Consider the following 19,879-nt stretch of genomic DNA (forward strand, 5'->3'; position numbering starts at 1 on the left):
CTGTTCGCGCTACGCGAACTGATTGACGGGCAACTCGAAACCCAACCGCTCGCGCAGCGTCGGGCCGGTAGTCGGTCGCGGATTGAGATTCGGCACCACGTCCGCCGCGATCTTCTCCACTGCGGCAGCCAAAGCCAAGGGACGCAGGACAACACCGTCGACCCCGGCCAGCCCACCGATCTCGCGAAGGAGGACAGTCAGGCCGGCGCTGTCACCGCGATAGAACAGCGAGTGCGGGGCGTACGGCGCTCCCGCCCATTCCTCGAGTTCCGCCAGAGCGTCGTCGGCGGCTCCGCGATCAGCGCCGAGAAGCACGTCGACGTCGAGGAGAACCCTGACGCTGCGCCCGAGGGCAGCGGCATTCGCGTGGACCAACTTGGCCGTGGCGTTGGCCTCGCCGAGGTCGGTTGCCGAGATCCGAATCAGATCTCCGCGCGCAACAGCGAGCTCGCGTGCCTCCGGCCTGCTCGCGTCGACGGCGATCAGCGGCTGCCCCTGCGGGGAGCGCGGCGTGATGGACGGCCCCTTGACGGAAAAGTTCTTTCCCTCGAAGTCGATGTAGTGCAGCTTGTCTCGATCGATGAATCGTCCGCTCGCAGCGTCCCGTATCTCGGCGTCGTCCTCCCAGCTGTCCCACAGCCGACTGACCACCTCGACAGCCTCGGACGCTTCCTCCCACGCGGACTCGGGGCCCTGCAATGCCTTTCGGCCGAACAACGACGCCTGCTCAGCGGTGTCGGACACCGCGACCTGCCAGCCGGCCCGCCCCGCTGAGGAGTAGTCGATACTCGCGACGGCCTTGGAGATGTGGAACGGCTCGGTGTGCGTGACTGTCGCGGTGGGGATCAGGCCGATACGCGAGGTCACAGCACTCAGCCGCGCCGCAGTTGCAACCGCCTCCAATCTGCCCCGCACTGCGTGCTGGCCCTCGGATTGCAGTCCGAACGAGTCAGGGAGGAACGCCAGATCCACCCCACCCCGATCCGCGGCGGTCACCAGGTCCATCCAGTACGACGGCGTGAACAGATCTTCGGCGCGCGAATCCTCGCGTCGCCAGGAGTACGGATGAGCTCCGGTTCCCTCGAATTCGAGGCCGACCAGGAATGCTCCGGAACTACGCTCGGACATGTTCGGCCTTTCGTGTCGAATGATCCCGCCCGGGGATCGCGTCGAGAAGTGTGCGTGTGTACTCGTTTCGGGGATTGTCGAAAATCTCGGTGGTAGTGCCGATTTCGAGCAATCGCCCGGCCTGCATGACGCCGACGACGTCGCTGATCTGGCGAACAACCGCAAGATCGTGGGAGATGAAGAGATAGGTCAGGCCCAGTTCGCGCTGCAACTCGTCGAGTAGCGCCAGAATCTGCGCTTGCACCGAGACGTCGAGAGCGGACACAGGTTCATCGAGAACGAGCAGGTCCGGCTTCAACGCAAGCGCACGAGCGATCGCCACCCGTTGACGCTGGCCGCCCGAGAGTTCGGCCGGTTTGCGGCTCAGGAACTGCTCGGGAAGTGCAACCTGATCGAGCAACTCTGCTGCACGACTCTGCTGCTGGCTGCGTCCACCAACCTTGAAGGCCCGCAGCGGCTCCGCAACGATGTCCTGGACGGACAATTTCGGGTCGAGTGATGCATAGGGGTTCTGGTACACGAGCTGGATCTTTCGGCGCAGCTCGCGCAGATCGCTGCCCTTGACCTTCGTGATGTCGTGTCCGTCGAAGGAGATGGTGCCGGCATCCGCCTGCTCCAACCGCACGGCGATGCGCGCCGTGGTCGACTTGCCGGAGCCGGACTCCCCCACCAATGACACCGTCTGACCACGCGGAACAGTCAGCGATACCTCGTTCACCGCGGTGATCGAACTCCCGCGTCCGACGTTGAAACGCTTGGTGATTCCGGTCAACGTCAGCAGCGGGCTCGTATCCTGACGGACCGGCCGATCGACCGGTCCCGAGGACAGGCTCGGAGCCGAGTCGAGCAGCTTCTTCGTGTACGCGTGTCGCGGGTTGTCCAGAATATCTGCGGTGCGGCCGGATTCGACGATCCTGCCGCCCTGCATCACCAGGATCCGGTCCGCGCGGTCTGCGGCCACTCCCAGGTCGTGCGTGATCAGGAGCACGGCGGCACCGGATTCGGCGATTCGCTCGTCCAAGTGGTCGAGGATGCGTCGTTGAACCGTGACGTCCAGAGCACTGGTCGGCTCGTCGGCGATGATGAGGGCGGGGTTCGCGACGAGCGCGATACCGATCAGAACTCGTTGCCGCATACCGCCGGAGAGCTCGTGTGGGTACTGGCGTGCTCGGATTTCCGGCCGGTCGATACCCGCGCGCTCGAGCACCTCGACGGCGTCCAACCGGGCTTTGCGACGGTCTGCGAGGCCGTGGATCCGGAGGACTTCTGCAACCTGGTCGCCGATCCTCGTCACCGGGTTGAGCGAGGTCGTCGGATCCTGCGGTACCAAACCGATACGCGCGCCGCGGATTCGCTGCCACGCACGGTCGGAATACGAGTCGATCTGTTCACCCTCGAACTCGACGGTCCCGCCGGTGACGTGGCCACTGCCGGCGAGCAGACCCAATATCGCGTGCGCCGTGGTCGACTTACCGGAACCCGATTCCCCGACCACCGCAACTACTTCGCCCCGACCGACGGTGAAGCTCACGCCGGATACCGCGGGCTCGGCGCCGTAGGCGATCTGTAAGTCGGTGACGGAAAGCAACTGGTCCTCAGTCGTGCTCATCGCCGGTTGTTCCTTTCGATCTCGTGGCCGATACGGTGTGCCGAGATGACCACGGCGACAATCGCGAGACCGGGAAGTGTTGTCATCCACCAGGCATTGGCGAGGAAATTGCGTCCCTCGGATACCAGCGATCCCCATTCCGGGGTAGGCGGAACGGCGCCGAATCCCAAGAAGCTCAGAGCCGACACGGCCAGTACTGCCTGCCCGAACTCGACAGCGGACAGCGCGACCACCGGCGCGTAGGAGTTGGGAAGCACGTGCCGACGCAGGACACCGAGCCACTGCACACCTGAACTGAACGCAGCCTCGACGTACTGAGCTCCGCGCACCCGCATCACTTCGGCACGCATCACTCGCGCGAAATTGGCGACCATACTGACGCCGACCGCGATGGCGACGTTGATGGTGCCGAAGCCGAGTGCGGTGACAAGGGCCAACGAGAGCAGCAGTGCCGGAATGGACAGCAGCACGTCGACGATGCGCATCAGCACGGCGTCGACGACGCCACCGACAAAGCCCGCGAGCAAACCGATTATCGATCCCGCCACCAATGCGATTCCGACCGCCACCAGGGTTGCGGTCAGGGACAGCGCGGCGCCGTGCACGAACCGTGTGTACAGGTCACGTCCGAGATTGTCGGTTCCGAACCAGTGAGCCAGGCTCGGGCCCTGCAGTTTGTCCGCCGGGACACCGGACAACGGATCGCCGCTGGCGAAAAATCCAGGTGCGACGGCAAAGCCGATGGCAAGCAACACGATCAACACCGGAATCACCAAGCCGGGCTTTCGGATCCAGCCGATGGCCGTGGACTTTCGGCGCGAAACAACAGGTGCCTTCGCCTCGACGCTCGGATCGAGGAGTAGGGGTTCGATCAATGTGTCAGACATGAGCCGGCTCCAGATCGGTCGAGCTTTCGGTATTCGACTTTTCGGTGTGACTCTTCTTCGTCTGGATGATCCGTGGATCTATCAAGGGGTAGAAGAGGTCGACCGCGAGGTTGACGAGCACGAACACGAGAGAGGCGAACACAACGACTCCCTGCACCACCGGGATGTCCTGCGCCATCACCGACGTCTGTGTCAGACGGCCGACGCCCGCGCGAGAGAACACCGTTTCCACAACCACCGAGCCCGCCAGCAGCGTGCCGACCAGCACACCGGCAATGGTGAATGCCGGAATGCTCGCCAGTCGCAACGCGTGACGGGTCTGCACGCGCCAACGGCTTGCGCCCTTGGCGTACGCAGTCTCCACGTGCGGCGAACGTAGCGTCGACTGCAGGCTGGTCGTGAGCACCTGCGCGATCACCGCGCCGGTCGGGATCGCCAAGGTGATCGCCGGAAGAATCACCGTTGCGAATCCCTTGTCTCCGAATGCCGGGAAGATGTGCAGACGGAACGAGAAGAGTTGCAGAAGAATCAGGCCCACCCAGAAAGTAGGCACTGCCACACCCAGCGGCGGCAGAGAGAACAACAGGTTCGCGAGCCACCGCTTGCGGGTGTAGGTAGCGAAGAACGCGATCGCCACTCCGAACAACACGGCCAGAACCAAGGCGGTGGTTGCCAGCACCAGAGTGCTGGGCAGCGCCGAGAAGATGGCATCCGTCACCGACTGACCGGTGGAGATCGATGTACCGAAATCGCCGCGAAGAGCATTTGTCAGCGACGTCCAGTACTGCACCCACACCGACTGGTCCAAGCCGTACCGCGCCCGAAGCTGATCGAGCGCGGCCTGATCCACTGCAACACCCTGACCGGACGAGTCGGCAGCCATGCTGACGGGGTCACTCGGCAGGAGGAACAGAATCACGAACGAGATGGTGAAGGCGGCCCACAGGACCACTGCGGCCTGACCCAGTCGGGTGAGTACGTATCGAGTCATGATTACTTACCCGACAACCATGCGTCGTAGAACTGCAGGCGTGAAGAGGCTTCGAAGTTCAGGTCCTGCACACTCGATCCGGCGCCGATGGCCTGTGAGAGCTCGATGGTCGGGATGGAGAGTCCACGGTCGAGGATCAATTCCTGTGCAGTGGATACCAGTTCGCCGCGTTGGCCGTTGTCCGTGGCTGCAAGCTGGTCTGTGAGTACCTTGTCGAGCTCCGGATCTGCGCCGCGACGGTTCAGGTTGCGGCCCTCGGTGCTGAACGATGCCCGCAGGATGTCGGCGTCCGCGCGAGTGCTGTTGTAATACAGCGAATCGTAATCACCCGATACTCCCTTCTCGGTCCATTCACCGTTCGAGACCAGGTTGAGCTGCAAGTCGACGCCGACCTTCTTGAGCTGCTGCTGTACGAGCTCGAGGATGGCCTGGTTACCCGAGAACACCGGACTGAAGGTGACGCTGAAAGTGAGCTTCTGCCCGTCCTTCTCGCGGATACCGTCGCTGCCGGCCTTCCAACCAGCCGCGTCGAGAAGCTTCGCCGACTTGTCGGCGTCGTACGTCACGACACTCGATTCGTCGCTGTAGAGCGGAGTGGTGTGAGCCAACGGGCTCGTGGCCGGGAAGAACGACGGATCCAGAACGGTGTCGACGAGTTCTTGGCGGTTGATCGCGGGAATGATGGCCTGGCGAACAGCCTGATCGGCGAGAACGCCGCGACTGACGTTGGGCTGGAAGAAGAAGCTCACACCCGGGTTCGGCCTTGTGAGGATTCGTCCGCCTGCGCCCTCGATCTGCGGCGCATCCTGCGGAAGCGCATCGCTGACCGCATCGAGCTGGCCGGAGGCCACGCTGCCTGCCCGCACACCGGATTCGGGGACCACAGTGAAGTCGACGCCGTCGAGGTAGGCCTCACCCTGATGCGCGACCGCGTCCGACGCCCAGTTGTATCCCGCACGCTTGGCGATCTTGACGCTCTTGTCCTGCTGCCAGTCGGTGTACACGAACGGTCCGGAGGCGATCACCGCGGCACCGGGGCAGCGCTGCTCGGATGCCAGCGCGGTGGTGGAATCGGCGAGGATTCCGAGCTGTGGCGTCGAAGTTGCCTGCAGGAACTGAACATTGGGTCCGGAGAAATTGATCTTCGCCGTGTGAGCATCTACGACGTCGGTACCCGTGTACGAGGACAGGTAACTCTTCGCCAACGACGCGTTCGGTCCGAGATTCTTGACCGAGTCGAAGGTCTTCTTCACCGAATCCGCCGTCACCGGTGTGCCGTCACTGAAGGTGGCGTCGTCGCGAAGGACGAACGTGAAGCTAGCGGCGTCGGGGCTGATCTCCCAACTCTTGGCGAGCCACGGGGTGATCTCTCCGGTGTCGGGATTTTGATCGGTCAGCGAATCCACCACGGTCCGAGTGACATACACGGTCTGGTTACTGCCGGCCTGGGCCGGATCGGCGCACGTCGGCGCCTGCGACAGACCGTAGCGAAGGGTTCCGCCGGACTGGGCGGGGCCTGCGTCGGCAGCACTGTCACTCCCGCTGCTGCAGCCGGCGAGGACGGTGCCGAGAACCGAGACAGCACCGATACCGGCGATTACGGTCGCGCGTTTGCGGGCACCGAATGAGGGCGAAGACACCAAGAACTCCTAAAGAGGCATGCCGAAGAGCGCACCCGTCGCCTGAGACGAGAAAGGCGATCGAGCACGAATCACTTGTGAGAGAAGAGAAAACAGACTTGTCGACGACTCGCCTGAGTGTGAATGACTGACCGAGGTCAGTTGGTACAGAAAGATCCCGCGGTGCGGCACAGGTCTACGTGACGACGCGACCAGGCGGTATCGAAACCGCCTTCGACTGCCTTCATTTCGTGTTCCTCCATCGGTCCTGGCGGTAGCACCCGCACCCGATCACTCGGGGGGTTGCTGCGACTTCAATGAGCCAGGTCTCTCGGTCGCTCTGGATGGTCGTTCGCAAGTGTACGAGGTTAAACCCGGGTGTTGTCAACCCGGTCGGTAGGAATTGCTGCTCGAGTCACATTTTCGAGGACCCGAAGTTGTTTCTCGAACGGGTGGATGCCCACCTCTTCGGGCGAGAGTGACGCGTCGTAAAGCGGTGTGTATCCACTGGACAGATACAGCGCGACGGCCTCGGGTTGCCGAGGACCCGTCGTGAGAAACACCCGGTTGTATCCACGAAGTTCGATCTCTCGTTCCAACTCGCGAACGACGGCCTTGCCGAGGCCGCGCTTCCGATAGTCGACCGATGTCCAGATTCTCTTCAGTTCGGCAGTGGTGGAATCGAATTGACGAAACGCACCACCGGCGATCGGCAGACCGTCGTGGGTGAGCACCAGAAGCGCACCCTGCGGGTAGGCAAATTCTTCTGCCGGATACGTCGTGAGATCCTCGAGCATCGCTTCGCGAGTCCCGCCGTAACGCGAACTGTATTCGAGTGCCAACTCCGCGATCAGTGGAGCTGCCAAGGGATCGTCCTGCGATACCGAATAGACCTCTACCGCTCCGATACCCTCGAGCTGCCGAGTTCCGAGCTCCAGTGCCACAACACTTTCCTCCATGAATCTGGTCAACGCTCCCCCAGCCTGAAAACTTCCGGAGCGATGGTGGTTCCGTCGACGAGGTCCGCCACAAGTTCACCCAAGGCCGGACCGAACTTGAACCCATGCCCCGAGAACCCCGCCGCCACTGTGACGGCGCCGACTCGGTCGATGACGAAGTTACTGTCCGGCGTGCTCGTGTACAGGCAGGTGAGCGACTCGACACGGGTGGAATCGACACCGGGCAACCACGACTCGGCGTACTCCACCAATCGCTGCTCTCCGTCGACACCAGGGGTGTAGTCACGGGTCTGCGGAGTCACCACCGGCCCGGTCGCGTGTTCGCCGATCTTGATCCCGTCCTCGGAACCGAGCCCGTAGATCCCCGCGGTCTCCAATTCTGCGCCGGTGTGGTGGACGAAACTCGGCCACTCGACTCCGGGATCGAGCGGTGCGAAGTGTGCCGGTTGTTCCTGCGTCGTGCGCAGCGTCGGCAATACGATCTCGGAGCCGAGACCGCTGTCTGCGATCAGATCCGCAGTCCACGCACCGGCCGCGATCACTACCTGACGAGCTGCGAGCGTTCCACTGTCCGTCACCACGTCCACGCCGTAGGACGCCCGCGCGAGTGCCAACACCCGAACGTCGTGACGGACCTCGGCGCCGGCAAACACCGCTCCCGCCTTCAGAGCGGTCACGGCGCGGTCCGCGTGCAACCGGCCTGCATCGGGATGATGGAGCACCGTGGTGTCGAATCGCAGCCCCGGCCAACGGGCGGACGCCTCGGCAGGGGTGAGGATCTCGCCCTTGATGCCCGCCTCGAGAAGTATCTTCGCCTTGGACTGCACTGCCTGCGGCAGGCCGTGATCAACGGCACCGGTGAGTTCCAGGAACCCGATGTCCGTCGTGGTCTCCAACTCTCGCCACAGCGGCAGCGCGTCGGCCGCCAACCCGGTGTACAGGTGATTGTCGTACGCCTGACGGTAGATGCGCGAAGTACCGTGCGACGCACCGTGCTTGTGCCCCGGCCCGAACTGTTCCAGCTGAACGACGCTACGTCCGCGCGCCGCGAGCCGCCAGGCGGCGGAGGACCCGACGAGTCCTCCGCCGATGACGATCGCATCGAAAATCTCACTCATGGACGAGAGCTCACTTGGTCTTCGGAAGGCCGGGCGGGTTGATCAGGGACGTGTCGACAGCTTCACTCGTGATGTTCCAGCGCTCGAGGATCTGCTGGTACGTGCCGTTCTCGATCGTGTGGTTGATCGCGTCGTTGATTGCCTTGATCAGGCCATTGTCCTTCTTCACCAGAACCGCGATCTGACCCTGCAGCGTGTCGCCTGCACCGGAGAACTCACCGACAACTTCGGTTTCACCCGACTGCTTGGCATGGAACTGCGACGACGGGTTCGGTCCGAAGTAGGCGTCGATCCGGCCGGACTGCAGCGGCAGGTAGTAGTCGGTGGTGTTCTGGTAGTAGGAGATGTCGGTGGGCGCCAGGCCGGCCGCGACGTTCTGCTCACTCCATTTGACCAGCAGCGCTTCCTGATTGGTGCCCGAGGAGACGGCGATCTTCTTACCCGCGACGTCCTTGGGCTCCTTGATGGAGATCCCGGAGCCCTTCTTGGCTTCGAAGGCGAGGGTGTCGAGTCGGTAGGTGGCGAAGTCGTACTTCTCCTTACGCTCTTCCGTCACAGTCACATTGGACAGGAATGCATCAGCCTCGCCGGAATCGACGCGAACGAAGTTCTGTGCCCAGTCTGCGGTCTGCAGGTCGACCTTCAAACCGAGAACGTCACCGATCAAGTAGGCGAAGTCGGTCTCGGAACCGATGAGAGTGGTGTCGTCGTCGGCGTAGAAGCGGAGCGGCGGAGCGGAACCGGCACTGCCGGTGACGCGCAGCGTGCCACGATCGCGGATGTCCTGAGGTAGCTCGGCGGCGATGGAATCCACCTTGTCGGTGGTAATGCGGTTCTGATCGGCCGTGAGGTTGTAACCCGCAGCAGCGGTGACCTGGGCGCCGTCGGACTCCGCGTCCGCGCTGCTGCATGCAGCGCTGAGCAGTCCGACTGTGGCAAGGGCCGAGATCAGAAAAGTCGCGCGACGGGATGGGGAGAACATCAATTTTTCCTTCCGGGAATGAGTCTGGGTCGCGTCAGAGGACGCGGGAGAGAAAAGCTTTGGTCCGTTCGTGGACCGGATTGTCGATCACCTGCGAAGGTGGGCCCTGTTCGACGATGACGCCGCCGTCCATGAAGACCGCTGTGTCCGCCACTTCCCGAGCAAATCCGACCTCGTGTGTGACGATCACCAAGGTGGCGCCGTCACGGGCCAGCTGAGCGAGGACTTCGAGAACCTCGCCCACCAGTTCCGGGTCGAGCGCCGACGTCGGCTCGTCGAAGAGAATGACCGCCGGCCGCAGTGCCAGCGCTCGCGCTATCGCGACGCGCTGTTGCTGGCCACCGGAGAGTTGGCGGGGATACTCGTCCGCCTTGTCCCCCACTCCCACTCGCTCGAGCAGTGCGCGGGCCTCGCGGTACACCTCGTCACGATCACGCTTCTGGGCCGAGAGCGGCGCTTCCACCACGTTTTCCAACGCGGTCAGGTGCGGAAACAGGTTGAAGTTCTGGAACACGAATCCGATGTGCGAACGCTGTTTCAGGATCTCGCGGTCACGCAGTTCGTGGAGCCGATTTCCCTTGCGCCGGTACCCGATCAGTTCTCCGTCGATCCGCACGGTCCCGCGGTCGACCTTCTCGAGGTGATTGAGGGTGCGCAGCAAGGTGGACTTACCGGAACCCGACGGACCGAGAATGACGGTCACTTCGCCCTTGCGGACCAGGAGATCAACGCCGGCAAGTACTTCCAGCGTGCCGAACGACTTGTGAATTCCGCGCGCTTCGACGGCATACACCGTCTCTTCGGCCAGTTCTGCGGTCATCGGGTCGCACCTCTCGGAATATCGAGACGCGCATCGCGAATCTCTTCGAACTTCTTGCGCGCCTTCTGTACCGGAGTCAACGGAAGCGCACGGGCGGATCCTCGTGCATAGTGGCGCTCCACGTAGTACTGACCGATCGAGAGCAACGTCGTGAGGATGATGTACCAGATCGTGGCGACCATCAGCAGGGGCACGACTCGTCCGTTGCGGCCGAAGATGACCTGCACCTGGTAGAACAGTTCGGCGATTGCCATGGTGGAGACGATCGACGTTCCCTTGAAGAGTCCGATGACCTCGTTGGCGGCGTTGGGGAGAATCGCTCGCATTGCCTGCGGGAGAACGATCTTGAAGAACTGGCGACTGCGCGGAATACCGAGCGAGTGAGCAGCTTCGATCTGGCCGTGATCCACCGAAATGATTCCGGAGCGGATGATCTCGGCCGAGTATGCAGCCTGGTGCAGCGCCAAACCGATGACCGCCGCGGTGAATCCGCCGATCACACCGCTGACCTGGAAGGTGAAGAACTCGGGCCCGAAAGGTATTCCGAGAGAAAGCGTCTGGTACAGGTAGGTGATGTTGAACCAGAAGAGCAGCTGCACGATGAGTGGAATCGAGCGGAAGGCCCAGATGTAGGTCCAAGCGATCACCTGCAGGACCGGGTTTTTCGACAACCGACCGAGTGCCAGGAAAACACCGAGACCGAATCCGAGGATCGTCCCCCACAGCGTCAGTTTGATCGTCATCCACAGCGCGGCGAGCACTGATTTCGCGGTGAAGTACTGCGCGAAGGTCGGCCAGTCCCAGCCGGGGTTGACGACGAGTCCGTGGATGAACTGAGCAAGCAGTACCAGCACGACCGCACTGATCACCCAGCGCAGCGGGTGCCAGGTGCGAGCAACGACAAGTTCCGAGTCCGGAAGTTGCGGCTCGGACACCGACTTTTCGGGGCGGACATCGGTGGGCGCGCTCACGGCGCGCTACCTGACGGAGTGGACATGACGAATAGACCTTTCGGGGAATGGGAACGCAGCTGTGGTCTCGAGTTGGTGAGCTCGAGTTGCGAAGACGACGGTTCGGTCAGCGACAGTGACACGAAGCGGTGCGGCACAGATCGATATGGCGGCGCCTGTGCGGAGCGTGCGAAGTGGAACCCATGTGATGCCTTCCATCGGTCCTGGCGGTAGCACCCGCTCCCGATCGCTCGGGGGGTTGCTGCGACGTCGACGAGCCAGGTCTCTCGGTCGCTCTGGATGGTGAGCAAAGACTAGACCCGAATTGTCTAGTCGTCAAATGTTGTATTTCCCTGCACTGCAAGGGAAATGAAAGATCAACCAGGTTGGAATCGCACTGATTTCAACGGTGCCAGAAGCCGCGTTCGACGTGTTCAATGGAGTGTTCGAACGAAGACCGGGACCGCCGTCTGGACCGACTTTTCCTCTGCCGTACCGTCTGCGGAGTGAGTGGACTCGACGCTTTCTTCATATTGCTGGCCGGCATCGGTGCGGGCGCGATCAACGCCGTGGTCGGCAGTGGAACGCTGATCACGTTCCCGACGCTGGTCGCCTTCGGCATGCCGCCCGTGACCGCGACCATGTCCAACGCGGTCGGGCTCGTCGCCGGCGGAGTTTCCGGCACCTGGGGCTACCGACGCGAGCTGTCCGGACAGTGGGATCGACTGAAGTGGCAGATTCCGGCGTCACTCGCCGGGGCACTACTCGGTTCCTGGTTGCTCATGCATCTACCCGAGAAACTGTTCGAAACCATCGTTCCGGTGCTGTTGGTCCTCGCTCTCGCGCTCGTCCTCCTCCAACCACGCATCCAGGCTTGGGCCAAGAAGCGTTCCACCGAAGAAACGACGCTGTCCACCAAGAGGCTGATGCTCCTGACCGCCGGCACCTTTGCGGTCGGCATCTACGGCGGCTACTTCACTGCCGCGCAGGGCATCCTTCTCATCGGTGTGATGGGTGCCATCCTCCCTGAAACCCTCCAACGCATGAACGGCGCGAAGAACCTGCTCTCACTGCTCGTCAACATCGTTGCAGCGGGGATGTACATCACTCTGGCGTTCGATCAGATCAATTGGGCAGCAGCAGGTTTGATCGCTGTCGGCTCGCTCGGCGGTGGCGTCCTGGGCGCCCGCTACGGACGGCGCCTGTCCCCCACTGCATTGCGCTACACGATTGTCGTCGTCGGCCTGATCGGGCTGTGGCGCCTTCTCGCTTGATCGCCCACATCGGGCGGCACCCGCACATACTGGAGTCATGACCAGTACAGAAGATCAGACCGGTTGGACCTACCTCATGGACATGGACGGGGTTCTCGTCCACGAGGAGCACTTGATACCTGGAGCGGACACGTTCCTGGCAGAGCTGGCGTCGAACGACATCCCGTACATGGTGCTCACCAACAACTCCATCCGAACCCCGCGTGACCTGCGAGCACGCCTGCTCAATTCGGGACTCGACATCCCGGAGAAGTCGATCTGGACGTCAGCGCTCGCTACCGCGACGTTCCTGGCCAACCAGCGGCCAGGCGGCAGCGCCTACGTGGTCGGCGAATCGGGCCTGACCACTGCCCTGCACGACATCGGTTACGTCCTGACGGACAGTGACCCCGACTACGTCGTCCTCGGCGAGACGCGCACGTACTCGTTCGAGGCGATCACCACCGCCATTCGCCTGGTCGAGCGTGGTTCGCGGTTCATCGCCACTAACCCCGACGCCACTGGGCCGTCGCGTGACGGCTCGCTGCCGGCCACCGGCTCGGTCGCCGCTCTCATCACCAAGGCAACCGGACGCGATCCCTACTACGTCGGCAAGCCCAACGCCTTGATGATGCGCTCTGCCCTGCGGTCCATCGGCGCTCATTCGGCTAACACGTTGATGATCGGCGACCGGATGGACACCGACATCGTCTGTGGCCTCGAAGCCGGACTGCAGACGATTCTGGTCATGACCGGGATCTCGACCCGAGCCTCGGTCGAGCTCTTCCCGTACCGACCCACAGTCGTTCTCGAGTCGGTCGCCGATCTTGTAGGAATGACAACCGATCCATTCCGTAGCAACGCAAAGAATTGATTCAATTGCAAAACAAAACCGCAAGTCGGTAATTAGCTGGTAAAAAGCACCAGATTTGCCAGGTTCCGACTCGTCCGCTTTGTCCAACTGGACAAACAATCGGTTTTCTTCACTCCAAAATTACATACTGATAGTTATCTGCAGGTCAGAAGGCAATTTGTTCGACAGAGAAAGGTGGATCACAGTCGAAAAATAAATTTCGAAAAAGTAGTAACGAATCGTTTGCCGTGGCTGATACTCATGTCTGAACGACCCATTTCGGGTCCCAGACATGAAATGAGATTTTCATGAAGAAGCAGACCAAGGGCGCGATCGCTGCTGCGGCGGCCGGCGCCCTCCTCCTCGGCGGTGCGGGCTCGCTCGCAATGTGGAGTGACAGCGAAGTTGTCGGCGGCGGCGGCGCTGTCACAGCGGGCACGTTGCAGCTCGCTCCCTGCGCCCCGGTATCCGGAACGGGGTGGCAGTCCACGAACCCCACGGTGAAGCCGATTGCGGATATCACCGCATGGCGAATTGTGCCGACCGAAGTGCTCACTTTCGACTGCACAACTTCGATCACCGCAGATGGCGATCGCCTCGCTGCAACTATCGCAGCGGACACGAGCACCATCACGGCAGGCACGACGGCGGCTCCAGGAGCCACCGCGAATCAACTCAAAGACAACATCACGGCAACAACGGTGGTGACCGTAGGCGGCACCGTAGTCACGGCCGCATCCCCACTGACCGAAGCCGACAACGGCAAACCTGTGACGGTGAAGGTGACTTTGACCTTCGCTGACGTCCAGCTTCTTGTGGCTCAGGGCGCGTCGGTCAACTTGTCGAACCTCGCCATCAAGCTGCAACAGCAAGCCATCCCGGCATAAGCGATCTATGAAGGGGAGAGCTTGGGGAGTCCTTGCGGGCGCGTCGGTGATTGTGTTGATGTTCGCATCAGCGCAAGGCACCGGCGCGCTTTGGAAGTCCGCTGCCCCGATCAGCAACGACGTACTGACCGCCGGTGGTAGCACGTTTGCACTCAAGGTTGGTTCTACGGTTGCCAACGCCGCCAGCACCTACACCTGGAGCACGTTCGCGGGCTCAGCGATGACAGCAACGACGGCCGTTCAGATGCCGCTGACCATCGTGAATCCGGCTACGAACAACGCTGCACTGACATTTCGATTGGCCTCGGTGACTGCCACCAATGCAAATCCTGTTCTCGACCTCAAGATGTCGACCGTGACAAGTGCTTTGAACTGTCCGAACACCGTGAACACAGGCACTGCCCTCCCCGGAGCCCAGGTCTATTCGGGAGTGGCAACAAACGCCGCATACCCGTTGCCCGCGAACCCCGGAATCTCTTTGGCCAACGGGAGTTCCACGGTCTGGTGCATGCGCGCGTCGGTCAACATGACAAAAACCACCGTGGGCGGGGTGTCGACCAAGCTCGTTTTCACCTTCACGGCAAAACAGTCGTAGGACTCGATCGAGATGACAGGCGCAAGTGAATGACTACAAAACACTCCCATCGACGTGAACGGACCGGCCCGCTGTGGTGGGTCAGCTCGGTTGTGACCTGGGTTTTGCTGTTCGCTCTGTGCGCGGTAATCGTCGTCACGATCGTGATACCGATCGTCACAGGCTCACAACGATTTACGATCCTCACGGGCTCGATGCGCCCTACCTACCAACCGGGCACACTCATCATTGTCAAACCTGTGGACGAGGGCGATCTGACCGTCGGCATGCCTATCACCTACCAACTCGAATCAGGCCAGCCGACTGTTGTCACACATCGAATCATTTCGATGAGCATCAACACCAAAGGCGAACGCACGTTCATCACGCAGGGCGACGCCAACAACACCCCCGACGAGAAGCCCGTACGCCCCGTACAGATTCGAGGCAAGGTGTGGTACTCCGTTCCCTACCTTGGACACGTCAACAGTTGGTTGACCGGCGACCAACGCAAGACCATTCTTACCGTTGCAGTCGGCACGCTGGGTGTTTACGCGCTGTACATGATCGCCAGCGGGACACGTGAAAGTATGCGCTCTCGCAACAAGAACCGGAGCGAGCCACAAGGATCCGCACCAGACGATTCAGCTGACACCGCAAATCCGGAAACAACTAGATCGACGAAAGATGGTGTGCACCATGGCGGGCAATGACAGCTCGTTGCGTCAGCGCTTTTCCGGAGCCCGAAGCACTCGTATTCGGGCGCTGCTCTCACTCGGTATGGTGCTCGGAGTCGGCACTTTGAGCACCATGGCGGCCTGGGGTGCAACAGCCACATCCACGTCAGGAGACTTCTCCGCGGGAACCGTCAACCTGGTCGCATCGAGCACTGGTGTGACCGAGGCAAAGAACATCACCATCACCCTGTCGTCGAGCGCCATGTCATCCACAACCGCTGTGACACAGAGTCTAACCGTGAAGAACACCGGGTCCTTCGGTGCCTCTCTCGGCATCACAGCCCAGTCTCCCGCATCGACTCCGCCGAGTTTCGCTGCGGCGCTGAAAATCTCGGTATATCTGGACAGCACATCTTCTGGATCGGCGTGCTCCGGCACTGCGCAAAAGGCAGAGCTCGCGCTGGTCGGCGGTGGCAGTACAGCTGCGCTCCTCGCAAGCCCGATAACGCTGGCCGCTGGGGCCAGCAGGATTCTGTGCGTGAAAATGACTCTGGCCGCAGGTACTCCGGGAGGCGGAAACCTCCCCTATACGCAACTCAACATCGCGGGAACGGCGGTCTGAATCGATATGTCACATCCCAACCGCCCGGACACGATCAATCGCTTCAAGCAAGCTGCTCTGACCACAGGCGCCGTCCTCGGAGTTCTGTGCATCGTCGCCACAGCACTGTCATTGACATTCGGCATCAAACCCGTCGTCTTTCGATCCGGCTCGATGTCTCCCGCGATACCGACGGGCTCGTTGGCATTTGTGAAATCCCAACCGGTATCCGAGCTGTCGGTTGGCGACATTGTCAGTGTCACCACCAACGGCGGAGATCGACTCACTCACCGCGTGTACGGAATCGATCAGCTGGACAACAATCTGTCGTCACTGACACTCAAAGGTGACGCCAACAATGCTCCCGACAGTGAAACATACGTGGTCGCCGACGCAGACCTGGTTGTATTCAGCATGAGTCGAGTCGGCTACGTACTTGCGTGGCTGTCCGGTCCGATCGGAATCTTCGCCGGCGGATTGTTTGCCGGATCCCTGTTGATGATCGCATTTCGTCCAGCACCACGCGGCGAAGGTCCACCGAACGGCGGCATGCCTGGAGAGGGTACACCCAACGACACTCCGACTGCACCCGAACACAATTCGCCTCGTTCAGGTTCGACGCAGGTCTCGCCGCGCATCCTCACAGCACCCTGGCGGCAGAGGGAATTGATCCTCGTTACAGCTGCCGGACTGGGTGCACTGCTGGTGATGTCACCGATCGGTAATACCGCCGCCGAGATCACCGACACCGTAACCGCAAAGACCGGCCAGTTCGCCACAGTCCAGACCTTCACATGCGAGAACTATTCGCCGAGCCTTCTTGCCTCCAGTGCTCGAATCACGTGGACGGCGCCAGGGGCGGGAACCTACACCTATCGTGTTCTGGTACTCAAGCCCGACGGCACCACGTACAGCGATAACATGCAGAGCGCCAATACCGTTGACATCACGCTCCCACCCGCACTTCTCGATCTGAGCGGCACCTCTACAGTACGAATTTACTCGATTGAAAACGGACTGACGGCCCCTACATGGACGGGCTTCAGTCTGAGCAAAGGTCTTCTCTTCGGTGGAACATACTGTGGCTCGATGATTTCCGGAACCAGCGCCGCCAGCAGAATGGCTGCCAGTGCGCCCACATCGACTCAGTCGACCGTAACCACTACTCCGGCAACAACAACACCGACGGCAACCACCACCACAGGTACCACCGAACCGACTCCATCCACGTCTGCGTCGACCACAACGACAACTACACCGACAACAACCACGCCGACGACTACTGCGAGCACAACACCGGAAACCACGACCACCGCCGAGATCACAGCGACAACAACTGCCCCGCCCCCGACTGGAACACAGGTCGGATCCGACCTCGTCTCAGCCGGTCCGGATTCATACACCGCCCGCAGAATCCACAGCGACACCGGAATTTTGCTTGACGTGTACGACGCGCTCGGGACTCGGATCTATCGCACGTCCATCGAATCGACCGATGTACTGCACTGGCTATCCGGCACCAATCAGTTGTGGATCATCGGCACCGCAGGAGCGGAATTCGTCGAATTCACAACCGGAGCGGGAGTGCGACAGACAGCAACGGGCGAACTTCCGGCCGAGATCGAGGACTTGGTGCCCTGATGCAGAGACAAATAAAGGGTGCGCTTGCAGCGACCGTCGCGCTGGCGGTCATGCTCGGCGGGGGAAACTCACTCGCAAAATGGGTCGACCAGGAATCACTGTCGGGCGCGAAGGTCACGGCAGGCACGTTGTCCCTCGGGGCGTGTGTCAAAGACGGCGCGAGCGGGTGGTCCGAGAGAGTGTACGCCCCAGACCCCAACCCGAACATTTACACCGAAATTGCCGATATCGCTTCGTTCAGACTGCGGGCCGGCTACGACTACGTCTACTACTGCTATTCACCGGTTTCAGCTACTGGCCCTCGGTTGCGAGCATCGGTAACCGCGGACCCATCACTTGCCGGTGGCACCCTGCCAACTACTGTCAACGCATTCAGAACCTATGTAACAACACAGTCGAACGTCGAATTGTACAACAGCACACTGACTCCCAAGATCCGCAGTGACCTCACCTCAGCGCAGAATGCCCAAGACGTTCTGGTAACCGTGGCGTTCAGCATCCTTCCGAACGACCCACTCAGCGCAGGTGGAACCCTGAACATGGCCGGCCTCAGCCTCGTCACACAACAATTGGCGCCAATCTGAGCGGAGAGCTTCGACGGTACTACCCTCGAAACTCTCCGCGGCTTGCGACGGGACTACCCCAGAGCTCGCTTCAGATCAGCCAACAGATCAGCCGTGTCTTCAAGCCCGACGGACAGACGGACAACTCCGTCTGTAAGACCCACTGCTGCACGGCCTTCCGGCCCCATGGCCCGGTGCGTTGTGGTTGCGGGGTGGGTGATCAACGACTTGGAATCTCCCAAGTTGTTGGAGATGTCGATGACGCGCAGGCCGTTGAGAACCTCGAACGCCCGCTTCTTGCCCTCGCCGTCAGGCGCATTGAGCTCGAATGTGACTACAGTTCCGCCGCCGCTCATTTGAGACTTCGCGAGTTCGTGCTGCGGGTGCGAAGTCAGGTACGGATACTTGACCCACTTGACGCCGGAGTGTCCTTCGAGGAATTCGGCGATCTCGAGTGCCGAAGCCACGGAATGCCGAATACGGACCGGCATGGTTTCGAGACCCTTGAGCAGAGTCCACGCATTAAACGGGCTGAGCGCAGGACCGGTGTGCCGCATCAGTTCTCGGACGGGACCGCTGATGTATTCCTCGGTGCCGAGGATCGCGCCGCCGAGCACGCGGCCTTGACCGTCGATGTGCTTGGTACCGGAGTACACCACGACGTCGGCGCCCAGATCGAGGCTGCGCTGCAGAAGCGGCGTCGCGAAGACGTTGTCCAGCACTACCTTTGCACCGGCAGCATGAGCAAGCTCCGACACCCGCCGAACGTCGACGAGGGACTGCATCGGGTTGGACGGCGTCTCGAAGAACACGGCAGTGGTCGGCACGGACAGCGCCTCTTCCCACTGCGCGTTGTCCTCACCGTCGACGAAAACAACCTCGACGCCCCAGCGCGGAAGGATCTCGTTGCACACCACGAAGCAGGATCCGAAGAGGCTGCGCGCGGCAACCAATCGGTCGCCGTTGGCCAACAGTGCGCCCAACGCCGTGAAGACTGCCGACATTCCGCTGGCCGTCGCAAAGCACGCTTCTGCGCCTTCGATGAGACGCAAACGCTCTTCGAACATCTTGACCGTCGGATTGCCGTAGCGGGAGTAGACAAAATGATCCACCTCGCCGGTGAAGGCTTGTTCGGCGGCTTCTGCACTCTCGTAGACGAATCCGGAGTTGAGGAACAACGCTTCGGAAGTCTCCTCGAACCCGGTACGCATCAGTCCGCCGCGAACACCGAGAGTGCCGAGACCGACGTCGTCCGGCAGCGCTCGTTGAAATGCGCCACCCTGGGGAATTCCGCTCACTGCTGCCTCCATGGCAAGCCGATGGCCCGCCAACCTACAAGTCCGCGATGTCCGTCGGCACCCAATGCGCCTTCGAACCCGTCGAGCACGTTGTACGACGGGCCGATGCCCGCCGCAGTCGCAGCTTCCGCCGCACCGATGGAACGTTGTCCGGATCGACACAGGAAGATCACCGGACGCTCCGACCCGGAGGAATCGGCGGTGATGCCGGCTTCCTTCAACTGGTCGACGAAGTTGTCATTGCGCGCGCCGGTCGGGTGGCTCACCCATTCGATCAGTGCGGCCTGCTTGCCGAGGGAGGAAACATCGGGGACACCGACGTACTTCCACTCCGCATCGGTCCGCACGTCGACCAGCACGGCGTCGGGGTTTTCGCGGAGCAGCTCCCAGGCTTGCTCCGGCGTCAGATCGCCTGCGTAACTCACGTAGTCCATGTTTTCACAAGACTGCCCTGAGCGCCTGAGCGGGC

Annotated in this window: 21 protein-coding genes and 2 riboswitches; of the genes, 8 read left to right on the plus strand and 13 right to left on the minus strand. The window is 61.6% G+C overall.

Features of this window, described 5'->3' with window-relative positions:
- Positions 1 to 9: 9 nt before the first annotated feature.
- The 11 genes from H7C86_RS29300 to H7C86_RS29345 all read right to left on the minus strand — a co-directional run bounded on the left by H7C86_RS29300 (position 10) and on the right by H7C86_RS29345 (position 11,084).
- Positions 10 to 1,128, minus strand: a complete 1,119-nt coding sequence (locus H7C86_RS29300) for an LLM class flavin-dependent oxidoreductase (protein ID WP_182262730.1) — start codon at positions 1,126 to 1,128, stop codon at positions 10 to 12.
- Positions 1,115 to 2,737: an ABC transporter ATP-binding protein gene (locus tag H7C86_RS29305; RefSeq protein ID WP_182262731.1), complete on the minus strand. Its 1,623-nt coding sequence runs from the start codon at positions 2,735 to 2,737 to the stop codon at positions 1,115 to 1,117. The genes H7C86_RS29300 and H7C86_RS29305 overlap by 14 nt, the downstream gene beginning before the upstream one ends.
- On the minus strand, positions 2,734 to 3,624 hold the full coding sequence (locus tag H7C86_RS29310) for an ABC transporter permease (protein WP_007726838.1): 891 nt from the start codon (positions 3,622 to 3,624) through the stop codon (positions 2,734 to 2,736). The genes H7C86_RS29305 and H7C86_RS29310 overlap by 4 nt, the downstream gene beginning before the upstream one ends.
- Positions 3,617 to 4,615 (minus strand): ABC transporter permease, encoded by a 999-nt coding sequence (locus H7C86_RS29315; RefSeq protein WP_003944382.1) that lies wholly within the window; start codon positions 4,613 to 4,615, stop codon positions 3,617 to 3,619. The genes H7C86_RS29310 and H7C86_RS29315 overlap by 8 nt, the downstream gene beginning before the upstream one ends.
- Before the next feature lie 2 nt (positions 4,616 to 4,617).
- A complete protein-coding gene (locus tag H7C86_RS29320) occupies positions 4,618 to 6,255 on the minus strand; it encodes an ABC transporter substrate-binding protein (protein WP_019749499.1) in 1,638 nt (545 codons plus the stop codon).
- A 137-nt stretch (positions 6,256 to 6,392) separates the two neighbouring features.
- Positions 6,393 to 6,497 carry a putative leader peptide gene (locus H7C86_RS37980; protein WP_019749498.1) on the minus strand — a complete coding sequence of 35 codons (105 nt, stop codon included), beginning with the start codon at positions 6,495 to 6,497 and terminating at the stop codon, positions 6,393 to 6,395.
- Positions 6,491 to 6,585, minus strand: a riboswitch (SAM riboswitch). (Overlaps the previous gene by 7 nt.)
- A 17-nt stretch (positions 6,586 to 6,602) precedes the next feature.
- Complete coding sequence (locus tag H7C86_RS29325; RefSeq protein ID WP_050768581.1) at positions 6,603 to 7,193, minus strand: GNAT family N-acetyltransferase; 591 nt, start codon at positions 7,191 to 7,193, stop codon at positions 6,603 to 6,605.
- Between the two features lie 8 nt (positions 7,194 to 7,201).
- Positions 7,202 to 8,311, minus strand: a complete 1,110-nt coding sequence (locus tag H7C86_RS29330) for an FAD-dependent oxidoreductase (RefSeq protein WP_020906672.1) — start codon at positions 8,309 to 8,311, stop codon at positions 7,202 to 7,204.
- 10 nt (positions 8,312 to 8,321) lie between these two features.
- Positions 8,322 to 9,293: an ABC transporter substrate-binding protein gene (locus H7C86_RS29335; RefSeq protein ID WP_020906671.1), complete on the minus strand. Its 972-nt coding sequence runs from the start codon at positions 9,291 to 9,293 to the stop codon at positions 8,322 to 8,324.
- Positions 9,294 to 9,327: 34 nt separating this feature from the next.
- Positions 9,328 to 10,113: an amino acid ABC transporter ATP-binding protein gene (locus H7C86_RS29340; RefSeq protein ID WP_020968833.1), complete on the minus strand. Its 786-nt coding sequence runs from the start codon at positions 10,111 to 10,113 to the stop codon at positions 9,328 to 9,330.
- Complete coding sequence (locus H7C86_RS29345; RefSeq protein ID WP_020906669.1) at positions 10,110 to 11,084, minus strand: amino acid ABC transporter permease; 975 nt, start codon at positions 11,082 to 11,084, stop codon at positions 10,110 to 10,112. Before H7C86_RS29345 ends, H7C86_RS29340 begins: the two co-directional genes overlap by 4 nt.
- A gap of 191 nt (positions 11,085 to 11,275) precedes the next feature.
- A riboswitch (SAM riboswitch) is annotated at positions 11,276 to 11,370 on the minus strand.
- Between the two features lie 199 nt (positions 11,371 to 11,569).
- On the opposite strand from H7C86_RS29345, the gene H7C86_RS29350 reads away from it, so the two are divergent.
- The 8 genes from H7C86_RS29350 to H7C86_RS29385 all read left to right on the plus strand — a co-directional run bounded on the left by H7C86_RS29350 (position 11,570) and on the right by H7C86_RS29385 (position 18,133).
- Positions 11,570 to 12,337, plus strand: a complete 768-nt coding sequence (locus H7C86_RS29350) for a sulfite exporter TauE/SafE family protein (RefSeq protein ID WP_003944404.1) — start codon at positions 11,570 to 11,572, stop codon at positions 12,335 to 12,337.
- A 37-nt stretch (positions 12,338 to 12,374) separates the two neighbouring features.
- Positions 12,375 to 13,190, plus strand: a complete 816-nt coding sequence (locus H7C86_RS29355; protein ID WP_020968831.1) for an HAD-IIA family hydrolase — start codon at positions 12,375 to 12,377, stop codon at positions 13,188 to 13,190.
- 287 nt (positions 13,191 to 13,477) lie between these two features.
- The gene (locus H7C86_RS29360; RefSeq protein ID WP_007726829.1) at positions 13,478 to 14,056 is read left to right on the plus strand and encodes an alternate-type signal peptide domain-containing protein; all 579 of its coding nucleotides are present in this window, start codon (positions 13,478 to 13,480) and stop codon (positions 14,054 to 14,056) included.
- Between the two features lie 7 nt (positions 14,057 to 14,063).
- The gene (locus tag H7C86_RS29365; RefSeq protein WP_182262732.1) at positions 14,064 to 14,651 is read left to right on the plus strand and encodes a hypothetical protein; all 588 of its coding nucleotides are present in this window, start codon (positions 14,064 to 14,066) and stop codon (positions 14,649 to 14,651) included.
- 29 nt (positions 14,652 to 14,680) lie between these two features.
- Complete coding sequence (locus H7C86_RS29370; RefSeq protein ID WP_019749490.1) at positions 14,681 to 15,343, plus strand: signal peptidase I; 663 nt, start codon at positions 14,681 to 14,683, stop codon at positions 15,341 to 15,343.
- Positions 15,330 to 15,929, plus strand: a complete 600-nt coding sequence (locus H7C86_RS29375) for a hypothetical protein (protein ID WP_021333957.1) — start codon at positions 15,330 to 15,332, stop codon at positions 15,927 to 15,929. Before H7C86_RS29370 ends, H7C86_RS29375 begins: the two co-directional genes overlap by 14 nt.
- Positions 15,930 to 15,935: 6 nt before the next feature.
- Positions 15,936 to 17,549: a signal peptidase I gene (locus H7C86_RS29380; protein WP_182262733.1), complete on the plus strand. Its 1,614-nt coding sequence runs from the start codon at positions 15,936 to 15,938 to the stop codon at positions 17,547 to 17,549.
- Positions 17,549 to 18,133: an alternate-type signal peptide domain-containing protein gene (locus H7C86_RS29385; RefSeq protein WP_019749487.1), complete on the plus strand. Its 585-nt coding sequence runs from the start codon at positions 17,549 to 17,551 to the stop codon at positions 18,131 to 18,133. Before H7C86_RS29380 ends, H7C86_RS29385 begins: the two co-directional genes overlap by 1 nt.
- A 53-nt stretch (positions 18,134 to 18,186) precedes the next feature.
- Here H7C86_RS29385 and H7C86_RS29390 read toward each other — a convergent pair whose 3' ends face one another.
- Both H7C86_RS29390 and H7C86_RS29395 read right to left on the minus strand, forming a co-directional pair.
- Positions 18,187 to 19,410 (minus strand): O-succinylhomoserine sulfhydrylase, encoded by a 1,224-nt coding sequence (locus tag H7C86_RS29390; RefSeq protein ID WP_020968824.1) that lies wholly within the window; start codon positions 19,408 to 19,410, stop codon positions 18,187 to 18,189.
- Positions 19,407 to 19,835 (minus strand): rhodanese-like domain-containing protein, encoded by a 429-nt coding sequence (locus H7C86_RS29395; protein WP_007726822.1) that lies wholly within the window; start codon positions 19,833 to 19,835, stop codon positions 19,407 to 19,409. The genes H7C86_RS29390 and H7C86_RS29395 overlap by 4 nt, the downstream gene beginning before the upstream one ends.
- Positions 19,836 to 19,879 lie beyond the last annotated feature (44 nt).

This window comes from Rhodococcus sp. UFZ-B548 (assembly GCF_903819475.1).
Classification (GTDB): Bacteria; Actinomycetota; Actinomycetes; order Mycobacteriales; family Mycobacteriaceae; genus Rhodococcus_F; species Rhodococcus_F erythropolis.

What these genes read in the sequence shown, in the direction of transcription:
- H7C86_RS29300 (WP_182262730.1), bottom strand. Translation starts at nt 1,128, where the DNA reads ATGTCCGAGCGTAGTTCCGGAGCATTCCTGGTCGGCCTCGAATTCGAG.
- H7C86_RS29305 (WP_182262731.1), bottom strand. Translation starts at nt 2,737, where the DNA reads ATGAGCACGACTGAGGACCAGTTGCTTTCCGTCACCGACTTACAGATC.
- H7C86_RS29310 (WP_007726838.1), bottom strand. Translation starts at nt 3,624, where the DNA reads ATGTCTGACACATTGATCGAACCCCTACTCCTCGATCCGAGCGTCGAG.
- H7C86_RS29315 (WP_003944382.1), bottom strand. Translation starts at nt 4,615, where the DNA reads ATGACTCGATACGTACTCACCCGACTGGGTCAGGCCGCAGTGGTCCTG.
- H7C86_RS37980 (WP_019749498.1), bottom strand. Translation starts at nt 6,497, where the DNA reads ATGGAGGAACACGAAATGAAGGCAGTCGAAGGCGGTTTCGATACCGCC.
- H7C86_RS29325 (WP_050768581.1), bottom strand. Translation starts at nt 7,193, where the DNA reads ATGGAGGAAAGTGTTGTGGCACTGGAGCTCGGAACTCGGCAGCTCGAG.
- H7C86_RS29330 (WP_020906672.1), bottom strand. Translation starts at nt 8,311, where the DNA reads ATGAGTGAGATTTTCGATGCGATCGTCATCGGCGGAGGACTCGTCGGG.
- H7C86_RS29335 (WP_020906671.1), bottom strand. Translation starts at nt 9,293, where the DNA reads ATGTTCTCCCCATCCCGTCGCGCGACTTTTCTGATCTCGGCCCTTGCC.
- H7C86_RS29340 (WP_020968833.1), bottom strand. Translation starts at nt 10,113, where the DNA reads ATGACCGCAGAACTGGCCGAAGAGACGGTGTATGCCGTCGAAGCGCGC.
- H7C86_RS29355 (WP_020968831.1), top strand. Translation starts at nt 12,375, where the DNA reads ATGACCAGTACAGAAGATCAGACCGGTTGGACCTACCTCATGGACATG.
- H7C86_RS29360 (WP_007726829.1), top strand. Translation starts at nt 13,478, where the DNA reads ATGAAGAAGCAGACCAAGGGCGCGATCGCTGCTGCGGCGGCCGGCGCC.
- H7C86_RS29365 (WP_182262732.1), top strand. Translation starts at nt 14,064, where the DNA reads ATGAAGGGGAGAGCTTGGGGAGTCCTTGCGGGCGCGTCGGTGATTGTG.
- H7C86_RS29370 (WP_019749490.1), top strand. Translation starts at nt 14,681, where the DNA reads ATGACTACAAAACACTCCCATCGACGTGAACGGACCGGCCCGCTGTGG.
- H7C86_RS29375 (WP_021333957.1), top strand. Translation starts at nt 15,330, where the DNA reads ATGGCGGGCAATGACAGCTCGTTGCGTCAGCGCTTTTCCGGAGCCCGA.
- H7C86_RS29380 (WP_182262733.1), top strand. Translation starts at nt 15,936, where the DNA reads ATGTCACATCCCAACCGCCCGGACACGATCAATCGCTTCAAGCAAGCT.
- H7C86_RS29385 (WP_019749487.1), top strand. Translation starts at nt 17,549, where the DNA reads ATGCAGAGACAAATAAAGGGTGCGCTTGCAGCGACCGTCGCGCTGGCG.